This window comes from Phycisphaerales bacterium (assembly GCA_020852515.1).
In the GTDB taxonomy this organism is placed as follows: domain Bacteria; phylum Planctomycetota; class Phycisphaerae; order Phycisphaerales; family UBA5793; genus UBA5793.
In genome coordinates this window covers 143,195-163,260 of record JADZAS010000013.1, presented here as the reverse complement: position 1 = coordinate 163,260, position 20,066 = coordinate 143,195, and the positions used below count along the sequence as shown (strand labels likewise).

Here is a 20,066-nt window from a genome sequence, read left to right as displayed (position 1 = left end):
CGGAAGCGCAAGGAGGACTTCTATGCGAACTCAATTCTGTCAGCCATCCGTACGAGGGAGCACCGCTGTGCGATTGTGCATCGTGAGCCTCCTGGCGGCCTCGCCCTTTGTGCGTGCTGTCGAGGCACAGGAAGTCAGCGCCTATCGCGTCGGCAAGGTCATCACGATGGATGATCGCGACAGCGTGATCAACAACGCGGTCGTGCTCGTCAAGGACGGCAAGATCCAGCAGGTCGGCAAGGCATCGCAGGTGAGCGTTCCGGAGGGCGTCGAGGTCATTGAGTTGCCCCAGTGCTGGCTCGTGCCTGGCTTTGTCGAACTGCATTGCCACGAGGCCGGTGCATCGACCGACCTGCACGACTACGTCTACCTGACCAACCCCGATCTGCGCACGCTCGAGTCGGTGAACCCCGGCACGGAGAACTTCAAACTCGCGCGGGCCGGCGGCGTGACGACGGCTCTGCTCATCTCCGGCAGCGGCACGAACATGAGCGGTCTGGGCACCGCGGTCAAATTCGGCGATGGGCTCGTCGAAGACCTCGTCATCAAGTTCCCGGCATCGATCAAGATCGCCCAGGCGGGCAACCCCGAGCGCTACTGGTTCCGCGTCGGCCGCTCGTTCATGAACTACAACCTGCGCCAGACGCTTCAGGAAGGCAAGGACTACGACCAGGCGTGGGATGATTTCGAAGCGGGTAAGACCAAGGAGCAGCCGCTCTTCAGCCCCACCTTCGATGCATTCCGCGACCTGTTCAGCGGCAAGTTCATTGCCTCCATGCATACGCAGCAGTACCAGGTCGTCATGATGACACTGATGCTGGTGCACAAGCAGTTCGGCATCAAGACCGTCCTCGACCACAGCACGTTTGACGGCTACAAGACCGCGCCGCTGGTCATCGAAGGGCAGGATGTCATTACCATCAACGGGCCGCGACAGCTCTACTTCGACGGCACGCAGCGCAAGATCTTCGGCAACGCGGCCCGGTGGTGGCAGGGCGGCATTCCCAAACTCGGCATCAACACCGACTCGCCCGTCATCCCGCAGGAGGAACTCTCCTACCAGGCCGCCATGGCGTGCTACTACGGCTGGACGACGTACGAAGCGATCCGCGGCCTGACGCGCATCGGCGCTGAAGCGCTGCAACTCGAAGATCGCGTCGGCTCGCTCAAGCCCGGCATGGATGCGGATTTCGCCATCTGGTCCGGCGACCCGATCGATCCGCGATCGATTTGCTGGATGACGGTTATTGACGGCAAGATCGTGCGCGACGCCCGTGAAGGCATGCGGCGGTTCTGAAGGCGGCACTGGCCGCGAAGAGGCACAAGAGACACAAAAGAGGAAGTCAGATGAATCTGAGTGGACGAGTTCGATTCAACCCCCTTTTGCGCTTTATGAGCCTTCTTGCGGCAATGGGTGTTGCTTTGACGGTGAGTTCGGCGCAGGCGCGCATCGACGACGAAAAGATCGTCGTCATCAAGGCCGGGCACATCATCACCGTCACCGGCGAAGAGATCGACGGCGGCGACATCATCATTCGCGACGGCAAAGTTGAACTCGTCGGCAAGCGCCTCGAGTATCCCGCGGGCGCCACGGTGATCGACGCGTCCGACCAGACCGTCATGCCCGGGCTGCTCAACGCCTTCAGCCGCTTCGGCCTGCCCAACTACAACCGCAGTGGCGTGCACGGCAACTACACCGGCGCCGACCACGTCATTCTCAGCGAAATCGACTTCGAGCCGCTCGTGAGCAACGGCTACACCGCGGTGGCGTGGTGCCCGCCAGGCGGCGGGATTCCCGGCGTGGCGAGCGTGTATCGAACGGCCGGGGCGGATGACCAGCGCGTGCTCGACGCGCAGAACTACCTCGTGGTGTGGATGACGGATCCTTCGGGCGACAAGGGCACGCTGCGCGGCGCGCTCAAGCAGGCCCAGGCCGAGATCGACAAGGTCGAAAAGGCCCGCAAGGAGTGGGACGAGAAGCAGAAGAAAGAAGCCGAAGAGGCAAAGAAGAAGGCTGAGGAAGAAAAGGGCGAGAAGAAGGAGGGCGACAAACCCCAGCCTCCGCAGCCCAAGCCCGGCGAGGGCACGCCCGGCGAAGCCAAAACTGCCGAAGGGGGCAAGAGCGAGCCTCCCAAGGAGGAAAAGCCCAAGGAATTTGAGCCGCCCAAAATCGATCCTGCGCATCAGCCGCTCGTCGATCTCATCCAGAAGAAGGCGGGCGTCAAGGCGCTGATCATCCTCGGAAGCGCCTCGGATTACCTGCACGCTCAGGATGTGCTCAAGGACCACAAGGAACTCGCGCACAACTACTACCTGCGGCTGGGCATCTCGACCGACTTTCATCTCATCGCCGAGCAGCTCGGCGAGAAGAAAGCCTTTGTGCTGGCGCACGGACTCATCGGCAGGCTTCCGCAGACGGTCAACCGCAACAACCCCGTCGCGCTGCTGATCGAAAAGGGCTGCGAGATCGCTCTCACGCCCGGCTCGGACAGCACCTTCGAACTCGAGCAGTACCGCACGCGTCTCGCGGATCAGGTTCGATCCGGATTGAGCCGGGCGGACGCGATCAAAGCGATCACGATCAACCCGTGGAAGTTCATCGGCATGGAAAGGAAGTTCGGATCGATCGAGAAGGGCAAGACGGCTGACCTGATCTTCCTCGACGGCGACGTGCTCGACCCAGCGGCCCGCGTGCAGCGCGTCATGGTGGGTGGCGAAGTGGTCTGGGAGCGCGACGAAAGGCAGGCGAATCGATGATGGCGACGGGAATGGTCCGGCTTCGAGAGGTCTTCATCGGTCTGCTGATCGGCGTCGTCGCCGCGCCGGCGCTGGCGCAGCCGCGCCGCGGCCGCCGCGACCAGCCGCCGCCGGCGCCTCCGCAGGCCGAGTCCGCGCCGCCGCCGCAAGAGGAGGAAGTCGAAGAGGAGCGCTGGTTTGCCGTGACCGGCGGCACCGTGCACACCGTGTCCGGCCCCGTGCTCGACGGTGCGACGATTCTCTGCCGCAACGGCCACATCTTCGCCATCGGCAACAACCTGCAGATCCCGCCGGACGCCGAGTCAATCGACGCGAGCGGTCTGCATGTCTACCCCGGCCTCGTCGCCGTGCGCAGCAGCGGAATCCACAGCGGATCGAGTCCGGAAGACGGCACCGATGTCTATTCGTTCAACATGTCGCTGGCGCTCGCGGCGGGCATCACGACGGCCGTGAGCGGCGACGTAGCCGCCAAACTCACCTACGGCACGCTCGACGACATGATCGTGCGCCGCAGTCTCTTCGAGTCGCTCTCGTGGTCGTCGCGCGATCCGGGCGGCAAGCGGCGCGTGCGCGAGGGCCTCGATCGCGTCCGCCAGTACCTGCGCGACGTGGCGGCATGGGAAGAAGAGAAACGCCGCAACCCCGAGGCAAAAGAGCCCGACAACAAGTGGATTCGCGGGCAGTACGAGTCGTATCTCAAACTGCTCAAGGGCGACGCGGTCGCCGTCATCGACGCCAACAACTCGCACGAACTGCTGCAGTATTGCGAACTGGCCGACACCTACGGCATTCGCATGGTCGTGCGCGGCGCGTACGAGGCGTGGACGGTGGCGCCACGGATGTCGCGCGCCGGCATGGCGGCCATCATCACGCCGCGCCAGCGCGTCGATGAGGATCCGCAGTTCAACCGGCCGACGGGATCGACGATCGAGAACGCGCGCATCCTGCATGACCACGGCATCCGCGTGGCGGTGACGCCGGTGGGCAGCCTCTTCGGGCCTGGCTACAGCATCAGCCTTGGCGGGCTCGCGGGGCGCGACCTGCTCCACCTGGCGCTCGAAGCCGCCTTTGCCGTGCGCGGCGGGCTGAGCAACGACGACGCCGTGCGCACCGTCACCATCGATGCGGCGCGCATCCTGGGCATCGACGACCGGGTCGGCTCGATCGAGGTCGGCAAAGCCGCGGACTTTGTCATCACCGACGGCGATCTGCTGCACTACATGACGCTGGCGCGCTGGACGGTCGTCAACGGCCGCGTCGCCTACGACAAGGAAAAGGAAGGCATCTACAGCCATATCCGGCCCGACGGCGACGTGAATGCCCCGCCGCCGGACGACTACTGGCCGCGCCGCCTCGGCGCCGAGTGGCGCAAGGCCGCGCCGTCGCCCGAGCAGCCTTGAGGGACTCATGATGCAACGAACACGTTGGCTCGGCGCGCTGCGCGCCATCGCGCTCGGCGCTGTGCTTGCCGGCGCAGCGACTGCGGGCTTGGGCCAGGAGCCGGCGGCGGCGGATGTGTGGCAGCGCGTGCCGGAGTCGCTGCGGGTTGCCCTCGATCGCATCACACCGCAGTCGCTCTGCGGCGATCTGTCGTTCATCGCCAGTGACCTGCTCGAAGGCCGCGACACGCCGTCGCGCGGCCAGGAAGTGGCGGCCCACTACATCGCGGCTCAGTTCCGCGGCGCGGGGCTTGAGCCAATCGGCGACGACGGGTATTTCCAGACGGCGAACTGGGTCGTGCGCACGCGAGGAGGCGAAGCATTCTCGGGCAGCATCACCGCTGCGGGGCGCCCTATTGCACTTGCGTACGAGCGCTCGACGATCTTCACGGATGACGAATTCAGTCTCGATGATGCGCCTCTGGTGCGCATTGCCTCAGGCGCGCCAGAAGCGGTGGACCAGCTGAACGCCGAGGCGCTCAAAGGCGCCGTGGTGCTCACCGATCTGCCCAATTTCCGCACCGTCGATCCGCGTCAGCGGGGCGATGTCTTCCGCGCCATGCAGGCCCTCTTGCCGAAACTGGCCTCAGCCGGCGTCGTCGCGGTGATCTCCATCGACCGCACCAGTGAGAACGGCGGCGGTTTTGGCAGCGGGGAGCTGATCGATCCGCAATCCCCTCAGCAGCGCGGCCGGGGCTTTTTCGAACAGCCGCCCCTGCTCTGGTCGCACGACCCCGCGGTCGCAGCGCTTTTTGACGGCCTGGAGAATGGGCCGGCCGACGCCGCGATCGACCTGACGCTCGGGCCGCCGCGCGATGAACCAGTGCGGCTGCGCAACGTGGTCGGCATGCTGCGCGGCAGCGACCACGCATTGCGCGACGAGTACATCATCGTGACCGCGCATTACGACCACCTCGGCGCCGATTCGCCGGTTGATGGAGACCGCATCTTCAACGGCGCCAACGACGACGGCAGCGGCACCGTCAGCGTCATCGCCCTGGCGCGGGCGCTGGCGTCGCTGCCCGAGGCGGATCGGCCCGCGCGAAGCATTCTGTTCATGACCGTCTTCGGCGAAGAGAAGGGGATGCTCGGCTCGCAGTACTACGCCGCCCACCCGATCGTGCCGCTTGAGAAGTCCATCGCGAATCTGAACCTTGAACAGGTTGGCCGCACCGACAGCACCGAAGGTCCGCAGGTCAGCCGGGCTTCGCTGACGGGTTTCGCGTTTTCGACCGTGGCGGACACGCTCGTCGAGGCCGGTCGCGCCTTGGGCATTGAGGTCTTCAACCATCCCGCCAACAGCGAGTCGTTCTTCCGCCGCAGCGACAACATCGTCTTCGCCGGCCGGGGCATTCCCGCGCATACCCTGTGCGTCGCGTACGAGTACCCGGACTACCACGCCCGGGGCGATCACTGGGAGAAGGTGGATTACGAGAACCTCAGCCGGATCAACCGCATGACGGCGCTGGGGCTGTATTTGCTGGCGGACGCCGCGGAGCCGCCCACGTGGCGCGAGGATCACCCGCGCACGGGTGGATACGTGGAAGCCTGGCGGAAACTGCACGGCGTCGAGCAGCCCTGACGGGTCCGATATACAAGCGGCTCGGCCGTGCCTCGCAAGTGGCCGGTCGAAGGGCGGCCGGCCAAACGCGGCCGGTCAGATTACCCATCCAGCCAAAGTGGTTCTACTATCGGGCAGCACAGTGCGAGTCGCCAACCTCTCCACCGGGTCTGCCAGTGGGCTGTCTGAGTGCCAGCCTCATGGAACCTGGAACATTGGGTCGAGTTGTCCCGAATGGAACCGGGGGACGTGGGGCGGCCGCTTGAGGAGGTCGGCCGAAGTGCCCAAGCTTCGCAAAATCGTTCGGCTCGCCCGACGAGCCATGCACAAAGGCGAACTTGCCCGCCTGTGGGCCAATCGACAGGCGCGCCAGGTCGACCCCGAGCAGGCGCTGGCGACCGTCGAGCAGCGGGGCATTCATCCCGAGTCGGTCCTGTTCATCACCATCGACTCATGCCGCTACGACACCTTCGTGCGCGCCGAATGCCCCAATCTCAAGTCGATCGGGCCACTGATCGAGGCCGAGGCCCCGGCGACGTTTACGCTGCCTTCGCACACGGCGATGTTCGTCGGCATCACGCCGCGCGTCGGCCAGTCGCGCGAGCCGCTGCTCAACCCCACCATCGGCCGCATCTTCCGCCTGCAGAACCGCATCGCGCCGGGCAGGCCCGACGACTACATGCAACTCGAAGGCAAGAACATCATCGAGGGATTCAACCGACTCGGCTACGTCACGGTCGGCACTGGCGCGATGCGCTGGTTCGACCCGCAGGTGCCCACGTGCTTCATGTTGACTTCGGAGTTCCAGAAGTTCCGCTACACGGCGACCGACGTTGAAGCGCAGGTGAAGTTCCTGTTGACGCAGATGGCGGCCCATCCGAAGCGGCCGCTGTTTCTGTTCATGAACATCGGCGAGACGCACACGCCGTATCGGCACCGCGGCGCGCCGTGGCCGACCAACAACCCGTGCGTGTCCAACAAACTCGAGCACAACAACAACGCCCAGGAGTGCCGCGACCGCCAGACGTGGTGCCTGGAATTCGTGGATAAACAGATCGAGCCGCTTATCAAGGCCTTCCAGAAGGCGGGCGCCTCGATCGTCGCGTGCGCCGATCACGGCGACTGCCACGGCGAGGACGGTCTGTGGGGCCACTGTCTCTATCACGACAAGGTGATGAAGGTGCCGATGGTCATGCACCTGCGGCCGCGCGAGAAGAAAGAGCCGCCGATGGTCGAGGTCGTGCGCCAGAAGACCGACCCTCAGGTCCCCGCCTGAACGTGCTGGCGGGGCTACTTGCCGCCGCCCGTGTGCGATCGGATGCGCCTTGCGGTTTCCGCAGCGAGTTCGTTGGGTATCGGCATCGTCAGGTGGTATTGCACGATGCGCCACTGGCCGCCCAGCCGGCGCAGCACGCCCGTGCCCCGGCAAAGGCCGTACTTTTCGCTCTCCAATTGCTCGTCAAACCACGCGCAGGCGAGGTCATCTGAGACGTTCACGATCCTGCTGCGCGGCGCATACACCCACGCGGACTCGCCTTGAAAGTGCGGCAGGGCGAAGGCTTTGAACTCCGCCAGCGTCCAGCGCTCGGTCGCATCCGTACCCAGAAACAAGCCGTCCTCTGCGAAGCAGGCGAAGTACCGCTCTTCATCCGCCTTTGCCGCGGCGTCGTGAAAGGCGTCGAGCAATGCGGCGGCTTCGTCAGCCAGTTGATCGCGGAGCGCTTCGCTTGGGTCCAATGCGCCGTAGTGCAAGTGCACCATCAGCGGCGGCGCTTCGTCGCGCAAGGTGACCACGAACAGATCGTCGTAGTCCGACTCAGTCAGCGCCGGAGGATCAGCCACACCCAGCGCGCCCAGCAGCGCGGGGACCGTGTTCGAATGGCCGGCCACAAGCACGCTGCGGCCGCGAAATTCGCTGCCGATCCGCGCCGCCAGCGCCGCCGGGTCGCGCGCTGCGGCGATGGTGACGTCGATGGAGTGGCTCTTTGCCGTCGGTTCGATGGTCTGCTGCGTGCGGCGGAATTCGGTGGCGAACGCTGCGGCGATCGGCGCATCCGCCAGAGTCCGGGCGAGCGCTTCGCTCCGCGCTGTGCCGGCTGCGGAGAGACCGGGATCACGTTCGCGCCCGTCGCCGGCGCTCTTCTCGGCGTGGCGCACGACGTAGACCGTGGTAAACGAATCAGCGACGACACCCGAGGCGGGGAGGTCGGCCGTCATGGACAAAGACAGACTCAGCACAGCGGCGGCGAACATGAGGACTCCATTTCCACGTGGGGTTCGAATGCGATGCGGCGTTAGCCGGGCGGGTTCGCGTCGGGTGGCGGCGACCCGGCCCTTTCCCGCCACCACTTAGCTTCGTCGGCTTCGCCGAGGCGATCGAGGCAGTCGGCAATGATCGCCGCCGCGGCCTTTGATCTCGGATCGTTCCAGCCCAGCAGCGTCAGGACGTTGTTTCCCGCCGACTCGAGCACGACTCGCGCCGTCGCTTCCTGTCCTGAGAACAGCATCGCCCGGCCGATCGAAACGTTGAGCAGCGCAATGACCGGGTCGTCCGGTTCGAGCACCCCCGCCGCCTGATCGCGCCATGCCGTGAGGCGGTCGAGTTGGCTCTGCGGTCGCTCGGGTGGGAGCGGATCGAGAATCATCGCCTCGATCATGGATCGCATCGCATCGCGCTGGGCTTGAACGTCGCGCGCTGACACGCTCAGCGCGGCCAGTCGTGCGCTCAGCGCCAGCAGCAGCACAGCCGCCAGCGAGGCGGCGGCCACAACCAACCGGTGCCGCGCCGCGAACAGCCGCGTGACATACCACGCCGTGTGGGGCGTGACGGACACGGGCAGGCCGGCCAGGTAGCGTTCGAGGTCGTGCGCCAGTTCCTGCGTCGTCTGATAGCGATCCTCGCGCGAGCGGCGGAGCGCCTTGAGAACGATGCGCTCCAGGTCGCGCGGGATGTATCGCGAAGCGACCTGGTTGATTGGCATGGGATCGCACTGAAGCACGCGATCCACCGCCTCGCCGGGCGAAGAGTGCTCGGTGCCGTGCGGCGTGGAGCCGGCGAGCAGTTCGTAGCAGACCGCCCCGAGCGCGTAGATGTCCGAGCGCGTGTCGATCTCGTTGGGCTCGCCGCGAATCTGTTCGGGGCTCATGTAGGGCACGGTGCCCATGACCACCCGCGGCCGATCCGGGTCGGCGCCTTCGGAAGGCTCCTGCTCCGTCGCGCGCGCGATGCCAAAGTCGAGAATCTTCGGGTGTCCGGCGTAATCGACGAGGATGTTGCCGGGCTTGAGGTCGAGGTGAATCACACCCTTGCGGTGCGCGTAGCCCACGGCATCGCACAGGCGGATGATCAGCCGCAGGCGCTGTTCGATCGTGAGGTCCTTTTCGGCGGCGTAATCCGTGATCGGCTTGCCGTTGACGAGTTCAAGCGCAAAGTACGGCAGCGGCCGGCTCGGCAGTCCTTCCTCGTGATGCACGCCGGCGTCGTAGATCTGGGCCATCTGCGGATGGCGGAGCCGCCCGAGCAGCTCGACCTCCCGCTCGAAGCGCCGCATCGCCTGGGTGGTTGCAAGTACGCCTCGAATGACCTTGAGTGCGACGCGCCGCTCCGGCCGGCGCTGCACCGCCTCATAGACCGTTCCCATGCCGCCCTCACCGATCACGCCGGTCACGCGATACGGCCCGATGCGCTCGGGCAGCGGCCGCTCGAAGGCGCTCGGTCCCTCGTATCCGCTCGTTCCGCCGACATCCGTTGCCGCAGAATCGAGAGCCAGCAGGTTCTCGACGCGGGCCCGCAACTGGGCATCGCCTGCGCACTCGCGGTCGAGAAGCGAAGCTCGCTGAGCGGCGGGAAGTTCGTACGCCGCGAGGAAGAGTTCCTTGGCGCGATCGTACCCGGCCCCATCGTTCACGTAGTCCGCTCCTGCGCGAGTTGCTCGATGAGCCACGCTCGCACCCAGCGCCACTCGTTCTTGATCGTGCCTTCGGAAAGTTCCATCGCCTGCGCCGTTTCGGCGATGCTCAACCCGGCGAGGAAGCGCAACTCGACGATGCGTGCGGCGCGAGCATCCTTCTTCGAGAGCGCATCGAGCACATCCAGCAGCGTCGTGGTGTCAAGTTCGGCGTTCGCCTTGTCCGGCGTGAGCGACTCGTTGAGCGTGACCCGGCGCCAGGCGCCGCCGCGCTTGTCGGCGCAGCGCTGCCGGGCGTGATCGGCGAGGACCCAGCGCATCGCCTGGGCGGCCATGGCGAAGAAATGCGTGCGGCTCTTGACATCCACCTTGTGGCCCTCGGCCAGGCGCATGTATGCCTCGTGCACCAGAGCGGTCGGTTGCAGCGTCTGGTCCGGCCGCCGGCGGGACATGTAGCTCGCGGCGAGCGCGCGGAGTTCATCGTAAATGGCCGGCAGCACGCGCGCTGCCGCCTCAGCGGCATCACCCGCCTCTGGAGCGGGCGCCTTGACTTCAACGGGCTTGGTCGTTCGAGTCGTCTGCGGATCGGGCATAAGCCACCTCCAGCCGCCTACAGCATAGCCGATTTGACGCGAGCGTGCGGTGAATTGTGCGGTTTCAGCGTCCTTTTTCCCCCTCGGCGAAGTGGTCAAGGTCCGAAACGACTGCGCCTGCTGCCCACCATCGCCCGCTCCGACGAGTTCTGTATTGAAAGGGTCGACACGGCCCTCAAGCCAGACAAACCACTCTTGAAAGGAGTTACAATCATGGCGCGTCATCTTACATCAAGTGCCGGCTGCGCTCGCATGCATTCCATGGTCCTCGCCCTTCTGGGCGCTTCGGTCCTGCTCAGCGCGACCAGCCTATCGCTGGCCGGCAGCCGCAAGATCCGATTCCAGAACAAGACCGGTCAGGACGTCAACGACCTGCACGTCGAGACCAAGCAAGGGGTTACGATCACCTCCAAGTCGCCCTTCACGCGCGATTCCGGCGTAAGCGGCGGCAGCAAGCACGACTTCTCAGACGGCACCGTCGCCAAGGAACCTGTCGGCGGTCCGCCCAATGAAGCTGTGATCGAGTTCGATTCCGGTTCTCCCGACATCACCATCAAGAAGCAAGGCTGGTGGTGGACAAAGGACGGTGCTCGCGTCGGCGACAAACATGACGACACCGGTGGTGCCGTGCTGTCGTGCGCCGGTGGCCAGGCATTCGGCGATGGGCTCGTCTACGTGAGCATCGATCGCCGCGAGGGCTTTTTCCAGACCCAGCGAGGCGCGACACCTGAACTCACAACGCAGATGTTCGCCGGCTTCTGCTCGTCGTTCTACGACCTTGTAAACGAAATGCCGCTCATTCAGTGCACCCCCATGGATCCCCGGCATCTCGAACTGCTGGGCAATGTGCTGGGCAACCCTGAAACGGCGCTTCGCATCGAGATCATCCATCCCGACGGTGGGCAGAGTCTTGAGCTGCTTCCCATCGACACCGGAATCGAACTGGCGATCGAAGGGACCTGCCCCGGCCGCATCTCCGCGATCGTGACCAACGCATGGCCCGGCTCACCGGTCATTCTCGCCTATTCGCCCGACGATCGCAACGGTACGCCGGTGCCTGGCTGTGCAGGTGTCCAGTTCAGTCTGCGCAACGCGACGATCGTCGGCCAGTTGCCCGCAGACCTGAATGGTACGGCGATTTTCCGCGGCAATGCCCCGAGGGCCGCATGCGGCCGCCTCAAGTTGCAGGCCTCTGAGCAGGCTCGCTGCATTCTCACCCGAGTTGTCGGACTGTAAGACCTTCGGCGAACAGGTCTCCACACGAGCATCATCCGGCACGGCAGGCCTCAGCCCGCAAGGGTTTGGGGCCTGCCGCTCATGGTCGCCGCGCTCGGCGTCAGCGTTTCGACAGCATCTCGCCAAGGCGGTCCAGTCCGGCCTGAAGATTCGCGCGCGGCGGGCCGAACGAGAATCGCACGAAGCCCGACAGCGGCGAGCGGCCCGTGCGGCGGCGGTGGGGGTTCACGTCGAAATACTCGCCCGGCACCGTGAGCACGCGGTGCTTGAACGCTTCGCGCATGAAACCGATTCCATCGCTCAGCGGCGCGGGCAGGTTCTGCACGCTGCCCCAGGCGTAAAACGTCCCTTCGGGTTTGCCGGGGAATTCGATGCCGAGTTTCGTAAGGCTGTCGATCGTGAGGCGCTGCTTGATCGTGAATTCCCTGCGAACGGCCTGCGTCTCCTGATCGGCTCGCTGCGGCTTGAGCACCTCGATCGCGGCCCGCTGGATCGGCCGGCACGGTCCACCATCGAGAAAACTTCCGGCTGCGGTGAGCGAACGGATTACGCCGCGCGGCGCCAGCACCCAGCCGACGCGCCAGCCCGGATATCGGAAGCACTTTGTCAAGCCGTCGAAGATGACGACGGGGTCTTCGTTCACGTCTTCGATGTACGCGGCGCTGCTCACGGGGCAGTCAAACGCGCTGCCGTAGACGTAGTGCGAGTAGAACTCATCCATGAGCAGCGTGCAGTTGCGCCGGCGGGACATCTGTACCCAGGCGTCGAGATCTTCGCCGTGAATCACCACGCCCGTCGGATTGCACGGGTTGCTGATGAGCAGCGCGCCCACGCCGTCGCGCTCGACGCGGGCCTCAAGTTCGCCTGGGTCGATGCGGAACGCGGTGTCCGCCGTCAGTTCGATCCACTCCGGATCGAGATGGTCGAAGGTGGTGAGGAGGTCTTCGTAGGCGGTGTAATCGGGCGTGAAGTAGCCCAGGCGGATGTCGGCCATGGTGGCGCCGCAGCGCGACAGCGCGAGGCGGCCGCCGGCGGCGATCGCGACGTTTTCCATCGTGTACTGCGACGATTTGCCGGCGCGATAGAGGCGGTTGTAGTGATCGGCGACGGCCTGGCGCAGCTCGGGCAAGCCCTCGACCGGGCCGTAACCGTGGTCGTTCAGATCGATCGTGAGGTTGTCGTAACGGGGCGGCGCGCCTTCGAGAACCCCGATCTCCGGCTGGCCCTGACCGAGGTTCGACCAGTTCGGATCGCCCATGCGATAGCCGATCTTCATGGCTTCTTCGTTCACGCGAATGACGCCCATGAAGGGCAGTTGCCGAAAGGCGCTCATTGGTTCTGCAATGCCGGTCATCTCGACCTCTCCTTGACGTGTTGCGCGGCGGGCTGAGCCCCGTGCTCAGCGGCCGCCCGCGGGAGCGTGCATCGTAGACGACACACCGCCCGCTTGCGGCGCCGGCCAGAGGTTCTCCTCGAACAGTTTGTAGATCCGCCGGTATTCGTCCAGCCACGAGGTGGGTTCGCGGAAGGCGTGCGGCTCGACCGGATACAACGCGACCTCCCAGTTCTCCTTTTTCAGTTCAATGAGGCGCTGCGAGAGGCGGATGGTGTCGAGCATCAGGACGTTGTCATCCTGCATGCCGTGGCAGATGAGCAGGGGGTTCTTGAGGCCCTGGGCGAACTCGATGGGCGAACTTCGTTCGTAGGCCTCGGGCGCGATCGCGGGCGTGTCGAGGATGTTGGCGGTGTAGCCGTGGTTGTAGTGGGCCCAGTCGGTGACGGGGCGCAGCGCCGCGCCGCAGGCGAAGAGGTCGGGTTCACGGAACATGGCCATAAGCGTGAGGAACCCGCCGTACGAGCCGCCGTACGTGCCCACGCGCTGCGGATCGACGTTGCAGTGCTCCGCGAGCCAGTTGACGCCGTCGCGCAGATCGACCAGTTCGGGCGTGCCCATCTGGCGGTAGATCGCGGTGCGCCAGTCGCGGCCGTAGCCGGCGCTGGCGCGGTAATCCATGTCGAGCACGACGTAGCCGCGCCGGGCGAGCAAGGTGTGGAACATGAACTCGCGGAAGTAGTACGACCAGCCGTGGTGCGCGTTCTGCAGGTAGCCGGCGCCATGGATGAAGATGACCGCCGGCCGCCTGGCGCGGGCCTCCGTGCGGCCTGGCGGCAGGTACAGGCGCGAGTAGATCGGCCGGCCCGCCTCGCTCGACGGCACTTCCACCACGCGCGGCTCGACCCACGGCTTGGAACTGAAGCGATCGCTCACCGTCCACGTCACTTGCTTGGGCTTGCCCAGCGGCTCGATCGACTGCACATACAGCTCCGGTGGCCGCGTGGCTGTCGAATGCGAGATGAGCAGGTGTGTCTCGTCGGGCGAAAGCGACCAGTCATTCACGCCGCCCAGGCTCGTGAGTTGCCGGGGCCGCCCCGACGCCACGTCGAGCACCCACGCTTCGTACACGCCCGGGTGGGACTGGTTGGCGGTGTAGAACAGCCGGTTGCGATCACGGCTGAGTTCCACGTGTGACACTTCATAGTTGCCGCGCGTCAGTTTCTGCGGCTGCGCGTCGTCGAGGTTCTTGGTGTAGAGGTGCGAATAGCCGTCCTCTTCGCTCAGGTAGTAGAACGTGCGGCCATCCGCGAGCCAGCCTATGTCGGCAAAGCCCCAACTGATCCACGCCGGATCGTGCAGGTGGTGCTGCGGCTTGAGTTGGAACGTGTCGAAATCCACCGACGCGATCCAGCGGTCCTTGCTGTCCTGCGAGAAGACCTGCATGAGCACGGCGCTGCCGTCCCTGTTCCACGTGATGCGCCGGATCGAGACGGGGCGCGGCTCCGCCTTTTTTTTCTCGGGCGATCCGTCCTGCTCGTCTTCGTCGCCGTCGCCGACTCCGTCCCCGCTTGCGCCCTCGCCTGCCTTCTCGAGATCGGCAAACGGATCATCAGTGATGCCCGGCAGGACGCTGAGATCGAGGTCATGCCGCTCGTGCGTTTCGAGATCAAGCAGCAGGAGGCTCTCGCCGACGACTTCACTCGTGCCGACCTTTTCGCGCACCGTTCGAGTGCCGACAAATCCATCTTCGGTGATGAACTGGGCCATGGTGTCGCCGCGGCCGGATTTGGCGCCGCTCCGGGCCGTGCGCACGAGCATCCAGCGGCCGTCGGGCGAGAGGTCAGTTCCTCGAATGTCGATGCCGCGCCCGAGGTACCACGGTTTGAGCCGGGTCGCGTCGGCGTCGGTTTCCTGTTTGCGCCGCTCACGCGACGCCTCGCGCTCCGACTTGTTCTCGCGAATGCTCTCGAAGAGACGCTCCTGCTGCGCCGTCAGGTAGTCCTGCTTGTCCTTGTCGTCCTTCTGCTTGTCGGGATCATCCTGCGCTCGCAAGTCGGCGGGCTGGGTCTCGATGCCCGTCAGCAGTTCGCGCACGATGAGATTACCGTTGCGGCGGAACATGATGCGCTTGTCGCCGTGCATCACCTCGACGCCGCTGATGTTCTCGCTGGTGCGCGTGAGTTGGGTCACCTTGCCGTCGGCGAAGTCCTTGACGAAGAGGTTGCCGCCGCGCGTGTAGACCTTCCACGAGTAGTCGCTGCTGTACGACCCGCCGCGCGTGTCGATGAAGGGCATCTCCTCGTCGCTGACGGTGCGCAGGACGCTGCCGGTGCGGTCAATCTGGAGAAGGTCGCGTTCGTCGCTGCCGGGGCGCTTGCGGGAGTAGTAGATGCTCTGGCTGTCGTCCGCCCAGTATTCGTTCTCCGGTGCGTTGCCGATCCAGTCGGGGTCCGACATGATGAGTTCGAGCGTGATCGGCTCGTCGGCGCCTCCGCCGGCGGCGGGCTGCGCCGTCTGGGACAGGCCGGTCGGGCCACGGGTCAGTGCGAGGGCGATCAGGAAGAAGACAATCAGCCTGCATCGAGTCATGGTGGTCCTTTCGGTGCACTTTGGCGTTCGGTCGGACGAACCGCCTGAGTCAGCAGACTACGGAGAATCCCCGGTATCGTCAACCCATGAGAACCCGCCGCTGGCGATCTGAGTATCTTTGACACCGTGGCGGCAACAGAATCCGGCAATACCGAGCTGAATCAGCGCAGCGCCGCGACCGAGCAGGGGGTGGTTTTATTCCCCCGCCGGCCGGACGGGCGATTTGAGCTTCGGGCGCTGTTGTGGTTGCCCCGGCCGGTTGCAGAAGTGTTCGAATTCTTCTCCGACGCCGCGAACCTCGATGCCATTACTCCGGACTCGCTGCGGTTCGAAGTGCGCACGCCCCGACCCATCGAGATGCGGCATGGGTCTCAGATTGACTACCGACTAAAGATCCGTGGCATTCCGATCAAGTGGCGCAGCCTCATCAGCGCCTGGGAGCCGCCGCATCGGTTTGTCGATGAGCAGTTGCACGGGCCGTACCGGGTCTGGCGTCACGAGCATTCGTTCCGGGAGTGTGACGGCGGAACATTGTGCGGCGATCACGTCGTCTATGACATGATCGGCGGCGCACTCGCCAACGCCCTGTTCGTCCGGCGCGACCTTCGTTCGATCTTCAGGTACCGATGTCAGTGTCTGCGCGAGAGATTCGGCGAGTCGCGCGATTAGGCCGGGTGCTGGAACGACAGGTGCAGTTCGGCGTGGCGCATGTGGAGGTTACACCAGTCTTCGTGCGTCATCCTGCCGAAGACCGGGCTGGGCTGGAGCATCTTCTCACCCCGATCCAGCCGCTCAAAGATGCGGTTGATCCGGGCCATGGCCTTGTCGAGCGTCACGTCGTCGGCGGGCATGACGCGGAGCATGTCGCCGCTGAGCTTGATGCCGGGCTGAATGCCCTTGTGCAACGCCTTGTTGCGAAACGTCGGCGCAAGCATCCGCACGAACCACGGGGCCTGCGCCGGGATGCCGTCGAGTGAACCCTCAATGATGGAAGCAAGATGATCGATGGCCTGAGCGGGCGTCCAGTTGCCCGTCGATCGAACTTCGCATGACGCGAGCCGATTGATCTCGGCCCTCACTTCGTCGAGTGAATTGAAGCGAAGCGGCCGCCGCTGGGCCTTTTTCGTGTCCACCTGTCCGGCTGCAGTGGCCATGATGTCACACTCCGTAGCCCCCGGCGTGTGCGGAATCGTATGCCAGCGTCGAATTGAGATCAGGACCTGCTTCGGAACAGCACGGTATGGCAGGCCGGGCAGCGATGGCCGTGGCTGGGCACGCCCGACGCCAACACACACTCATCCTTGTCGGCGTCATCGCTCCGAAAGAAGAGGTGCTGATATGAAAGCCCGGCCAACAGGAAGCCCCAGAGCGTCTCCTTGACGACGAGGATCCCGGATTCCATTTCAGCGCCGCACGAAGGGCAGTGCATAGCCGGCGCCGATCTGGGCTGCTTCTCCTTCGGCAGCATCGCGCGGACTCGACCGATTTCCGACTCGAGCTCCTTGAGCCGCTCTCTGGCCGCGTCGATATCGAGACGGTCGGTCATGCGGATACGCTCGGTCGATTACAACTCCGGTGCGAATCCCCTTCGCATCGTATTCTCGCAGATGGTGCGCGGCTCGACGAAGTGGAGCAGGTAGTCCGGCCCGCCGGCCTTGGTGCCCACGCCGGACATGCCGAAGCCGCCGAACGGCTGGCGGCCGACCAGCGCCGCCGTGCATCCGCGGTTCAGGTACAGATTTCCGACGCGGAATTCGGCCCGCGCCTTCTCGAGATTCGAAGGCTTGCGGCTGAAGACGCCGCCCGTCAGTTTGTAATGCGACGAGTTGGCAATTTCGAGCGCCTCATCAAACGTCTTGACCTTGATGACCGACAACACCGGCCCGAAGATCTCCTCACGCGCGATGCGGGCCGTCGGCGGCACATCGACAAAGATGTGCGGCGGCACATAATGCCGGCCCGGCACGAGTTGTTCAGCCGGCGGCAGGTCCATCGCGAGCCCGAGCCTCGCTTCTTTCTTGCCGATCTCGATGTAACTCATGATCGACTTGTACGCCGGTTCGTCAATGACCGGGCCGAGATCGACGCTCGGATCGACCGGGTTGCCGATCTTCAAAGCGCGCGTTGCCTCGATGAGGCGCTCGACGAAGAGGTCGTAGTTGGTGTCAACGACGATGGCCCGCGAGCAGGCGGAGCACTTCTGTCCCTGGTAGCCGAAGGCGCTGTAGCGCACGCCGAGCACGGCTTCGTCGAGATCGGCCGAGGCGTCGACGATGATGGCGTTCTTGCCGCCCATCTCGCAAACAACCTTCTTGACGTGGCCCTGGCCCTCGGGCACCTGGCCGGCGGCGCCGACGATGTCCAGGCCGACCTCCATCGAACCGGTGAAGGCGATGAGCGCGACGCGCTTGTCACGCACGAGTTTGGCGCCGACGGTGCGGCCGGGTCCGGCCATGAAATGGATGACATCCGCCGGACAACCCGCTTCGAGCATGATGTCGTAGAAGGCCCGGGCGATGCCCAGCGTCGGGCCCGCGGGCTTGATGAGCGTCGGATTGCCCGTCACGATCGCGGCCGTGGTCATGCCAGTGAGGATCGCCAGCGGGAAGTTCCACGGGCTGATGACGACCGCGACGCCGCGCGGCTGGTAGACGACCTGGTCGAGTTCGCCCACGAAGCGGCCCAGGCGCTGGTGCTCGAAGAGCGCCACGGCCATGCGGGCGTAATACTCGCAGAAGTCCATCGCCTCGCACACATCGCCATCGGCTTCGCGCCAGGTCTTGCCGGCTTCGCGGATGATGATGCCGCAGAGTTCATCGCGGCGCTTGCGCATGATCGCGGCGGCGCGGCAGAGGACGTTGGCCCGATCGCGGATCGGCGTCGCGCGCCAGCGCGGCAGGGCGGCGTGCGCGGCGGCGAGCGCCCGCTCGGCGTCTTCTTCCGTCCGGTCCGCCTTGACGCTTGGCACGACAGCCGCGTCGACCGCGCGCTTGAACGCTTCGCGCACCGATTTCTGTGAGAAGTCGCGCGGCGGGTCGGTGAAGAATGGCCGACCGTCGCCGACGCCGTCAACCGCCGGCGTCAGCGCGTGCCGCTCGGGCAGCGAGTTGAAGGCTTCGATGCCCGGATCGGGGCCGGTGGACTTGCTGCGCGGATTGGCAAGCAGGGCTTCGGTTGAAGCGTTATCCGCAAAGCCTGCCTTCAGCCAGGATTCATTGCTGGTGTTTTCGAGCAGGCGTCGGACCAGGTAGGCCATGCCGGGGAGCATCTCGCCCACCGGTACGTACTCGCGCAGGCGCAGACCCGTCTCAACCGCCGCAGCCTTGAGTTGGTCGCCCATGCCATGGAGCATCTGCAGTTCAAGCGCGGTATCCGGCAGGTCGAGGCTGCGCAGCAGTGCGAGGCTGTGGGCGATCGAACGCACGTTGTGCGAACCAAGCGCGAGCTTGACGCCGCCTTCGCCGGCACTGCGCGGCATGTTCTGAATGAACAGGCCAGCCATGGTTTCGAAGCAAGCATCTGTGTCGCTCTTGCGCGACCAGACGGGGACCGGCCAGCCCTTCTGTTCGGCCTGGATCGTTTCGTAGTCCCAGTAGGCGCCTTTGACGAGGCGCACCGTGACCTGTCGGCCGGCGCGTTTGGCCCAGTCGATCACGCGCCGCGCGTCGTCGGGGCCCGACCGCAGATACGCCTGCATCGCCAGTCCCGCGTGGAAGTCAAACTTCTCGCAGCAGGCCATGAACAGTTCGAGCGTCAGGTCTTTGAGCGCGAACTGCTCCATGTCGAAGTTGATGAACACGCCGCGCTTCTGCGCGGCGACGAGGATCGGTTCAAGCCGGTCGATCAGCGCGCGAATGCTGCCGCTCGTGTTGATCGGGTCGGTCATCGAGTAGAGCGATGAGATCTTGATCGAGACGTTGACGCGCGGAATGGCGCCGAGGTAGTCCGACTCGAGTTTGGGATTCGCTTTCCACGAGCCGACTTCGCTGGTGAGATTCTCAACGAGGTCGAGGTACTTCGCCTGGTACGCGAGCGCTTCGGACTCGGAAACGCACGCCTCGCCGAGCAGGTCCACGGAGAAGGCGACGTTGTGATCCCAGAGTTTCTTGAGGCCGGGCAGGGCGGAGGCGGCGTCGGTGCCGGCGATGAACTTGTTGGCCATGCCCGTGATCTGCCGGGTGACCGTCGAGGTGAACAGGCCCTTGGCGATGCCGCCGGCCTTGAGACCCAGGGAGATGGCGGCGGGCGCCGTGACGCCGGGCTGGGTGAGGTAGTCCACGAGGTGGTCGTGCACCTGCTCGGGCGTCTTGAGCATCGGGAAGGCGTCAACGAAGCGGAACAGTTGCACCTTGAAGTTCGGATCCTTCATGGACCATTCCATGAGACTGTCGGACCAGAACTGGGTGCTGAGCATCCCCGCTTTCTGGCCGCGAGCTTTTTCCAGAAAAGCGCGGCCGATCGTCTGAATCTGGGCTTCGAGATTGCGATCCAGCCCGGCGTGCGAGGCGGCGATGGGGGCGGTGCGGACCGGGGCGGCGGGAACCGCTACGGGAGCGGTGCGACTCTTGTTGCGCGAAAAGATGGCCATGCCATCATCATAGCAGAATCGCCTAGCCCTTTTGGATGTGCAACGCCCAGGCACGGTTG

General features: G+C 65.1%; 15 protein-coding genes. 7 read left to right on the top strand and 8 right to left on the bottom strand.

All coding sequences use genetic code 11. The annotated features are described in order from the left end of the window. Positions 1 to 82: 82 nt before the first annotated feature. The 5 genes from IT430_06905 to IT430_06885 all read left to right on the top strand — a co-directional run bounded on the left by IT430_06905 (position 83) and on the right by IT430_06885 (position 7,033). Positions 83 to 1,297 carry an amidohydrolase family protein gene (locus IT430_06905; GenBank protein MCC6907650.1) on the top strand — a complete coding sequence of 405 codons (1,215 nt, stop codon included), beginning with the start codon at positions 83 to 85 and terminating at the stop codon, positions 1,295 to 1,297. Between the two features lie 113 nt (positions 1,298 to 1,410). Beyond that, positions 1,411 to 2,757: an amidohydrolase family protein gene (locus IT430_06900; protein ID MCC6907649.1), complete on the top strand. Its 1,347-nt coding sequence runs from the start codon at positions 1,411 to 1,413 to the stop codon at positions 2,755 to 2,757. 11 nt (positions 2,758 to 2,768) lie between these two features. After that, entirely contained in the window at positions 2,769 to 4,157 is a 1,389-nt protein-coding gene (locus IT430_06895) for an amidohydrolase family protein (protein MCC6907648.1), read from the top strand. 7 nt (positions 4,158 to 4,164) lie between these two features. After that, positions 4,165 to 5,778: a M28 family peptidase gene (locus tag IT430_06890; GenBank protein ID MCC6907647.1), complete on the top strand. Its 1,614-nt coding sequence runs from the start codon at positions 4,165 to 4,167 to the stop codon at positions 5,776 to 5,778. Between the two features lie 259 nt (positions 5,779 to 6,037). Further along, complete coding sequence (locus IT430_06885; GenBank protein ID MCC6907646.1) at positions 6,038 to 7,033, top strand: sulfatase-like hydrolase/transferase; 996 nt, start codon at positions 6,038 to 6,040, stop codon at positions 7,031 to 7,033. A 14-nt stretch (positions 7,034 to 7,047) separates the two neighbouring features. On the opposite strand, the gene IT430_06880 is transcribed toward IT430_06885, so the two are convergent. Genes IT430_06880 through IT430_06870 form a run of 3 tightly spaced genes read right to left on the bottom strand, consistent with a single transcriptional unit; the run spans position 7,048 to position 10,258 of the window. Continuing rightward, positions 7,048 to 8,010 (bottom strand): nuclear transport factor 2 family protein, encoded by a 963-nt coding sequence (locus IT430_06880; GenBank protein ID MCC6907645.1) that lies wholly within the window; start codon positions 8,008 to 8,010, stop codon positions 7,048 to 7,050. A gap of 41 nt (positions 8,011 to 8,051) precedes the next feature. Continuing rightward, a complete protein-coding gene (locus tag IT430_06875; GenBank protein ID MCC6907644.1) occupies positions 8,052 to 9,665 on the bottom strand; it encodes a serine/threonine protein kinase in 1,614 nt (537 codons plus the stop codon). Beyond that, a complete protein-coding gene (locus IT430_06870) occupies positions 9,662 to 10,258 on the bottom strand; it encodes a sigma-70 family RNA polymerase sigma factor (GenBank protein ID MCC6907643.1) in 597 nt (198 codons plus the stop codon). The genes IT430_06875 and IT430_06870 overlap by 4 nt, the downstream gene beginning before the upstream one ends. A gap of 261 nt (positions 10,259 to 10,519) precedes the next feature. On the opposite strand from IT430_06870, the gene IT430_06865 reads away from it, so the two are divergent. Then, positions 10,520 to 11,494 carry a hypothetical protein gene (locus IT430_06865; protein MCC6907642.1) on the top strand — a complete coding sequence of 325 codons (975 nt, stop codon included), beginning with the start codon at positions 10,520 to 10,522 and terminating at the stop codon, positions 11,492 to 11,494. A 100-nt stretch (positions 11,495 to 11,594) separates the two neighbouring features. Here IT430_06865 and IT430_06860 read toward each other — a convergent pair whose 3' ends face one another. Then, positions 11,595 to 12,848, bottom strand: coding sequence for a pyridoxal phosphate-dependent aminotransferase (locus IT430_06860; GenBank protein MCC6907641.1), 1,254 nt, complete (start codon positions 12,846 to 12,848; stop codon positions 11,595 to 11,597). 45 nt (positions 12,849 to 12,893) lie between these two features. After that, positions 12,894 to 15,419, bottom strand: coding sequence for a S9 family peptidase (locus IT430_06855; GenBank protein MCC6907640.1), 2,526 nt, complete (start codon positions 15,417 to 15,419; stop codon positions 12,894 to 12,896). A gap of 267 nt (positions 15,420 to 15,686) precedes the next feature. Here IT430_06855 and IT430_06850 point away from each other — a divergent pair, with 267 nt between their 5' ends. Further along, on the top strand, positions 15,687 to 16,088 hold the full coding sequence (locus tag IT430_06850) for an SRPBCC family protein (protein MCC6907639.1): 402 nt from the start codon (positions 15,687 to 15,689) through the stop codon (positions 16,086 to 16,088). On the opposite strand, the gene IT430_06845 is transcribed toward IT430_06850, so the two are convergent. From IT430_06845 to IT430_06835, 3 genes are read right to left on the bottom strand one after another with little or no spacing between them, the layout of a single operon-like run. Beyond that, positions 16,085 to 16,573, bottom strand: a complete 489-nt coding sequence (locus IT430_06845; protein MCC6907638.1) for a DUF1569 domain-containing protein — start codon at positions 16,571 to 16,573, stop codon at positions 16,085 to 16,087. The two genes, IT430_06850 and IT430_06845, sit on opposite strands and share 4 nt — an antisense overlap. A gap of 59 nt (positions 16,574 to 16,632) precedes the next feature. Next, positions 16,633 to 16,965 carry a hypothetical protein gene (locus tag IT430_06840; protein ID MCC6907637.1) on the bottom strand — a complete coding sequence of 111 codons (333 nt, stop codon included), beginning with the start codon at positions 16,963 to 16,965 and terminating at the stop codon, positions 16,633 to 16,635. Positions 16,966 to 16,983: 18 nt separating this feature from the next. Next, positions 16,984 to 20,007: a proline dehydrogenase family protein gene (locus IT430_06835; GenBank protein ID MCC6907636.1), complete on the bottom strand. Its 3,024-nt coding sequence runs from the start codon at positions 20,005 to 20,007 to the stop codon at positions 16,984 to 16,986. Between the last annotated feature and the right edge of the window lie 59 nt (positions 20,008 to 20,066).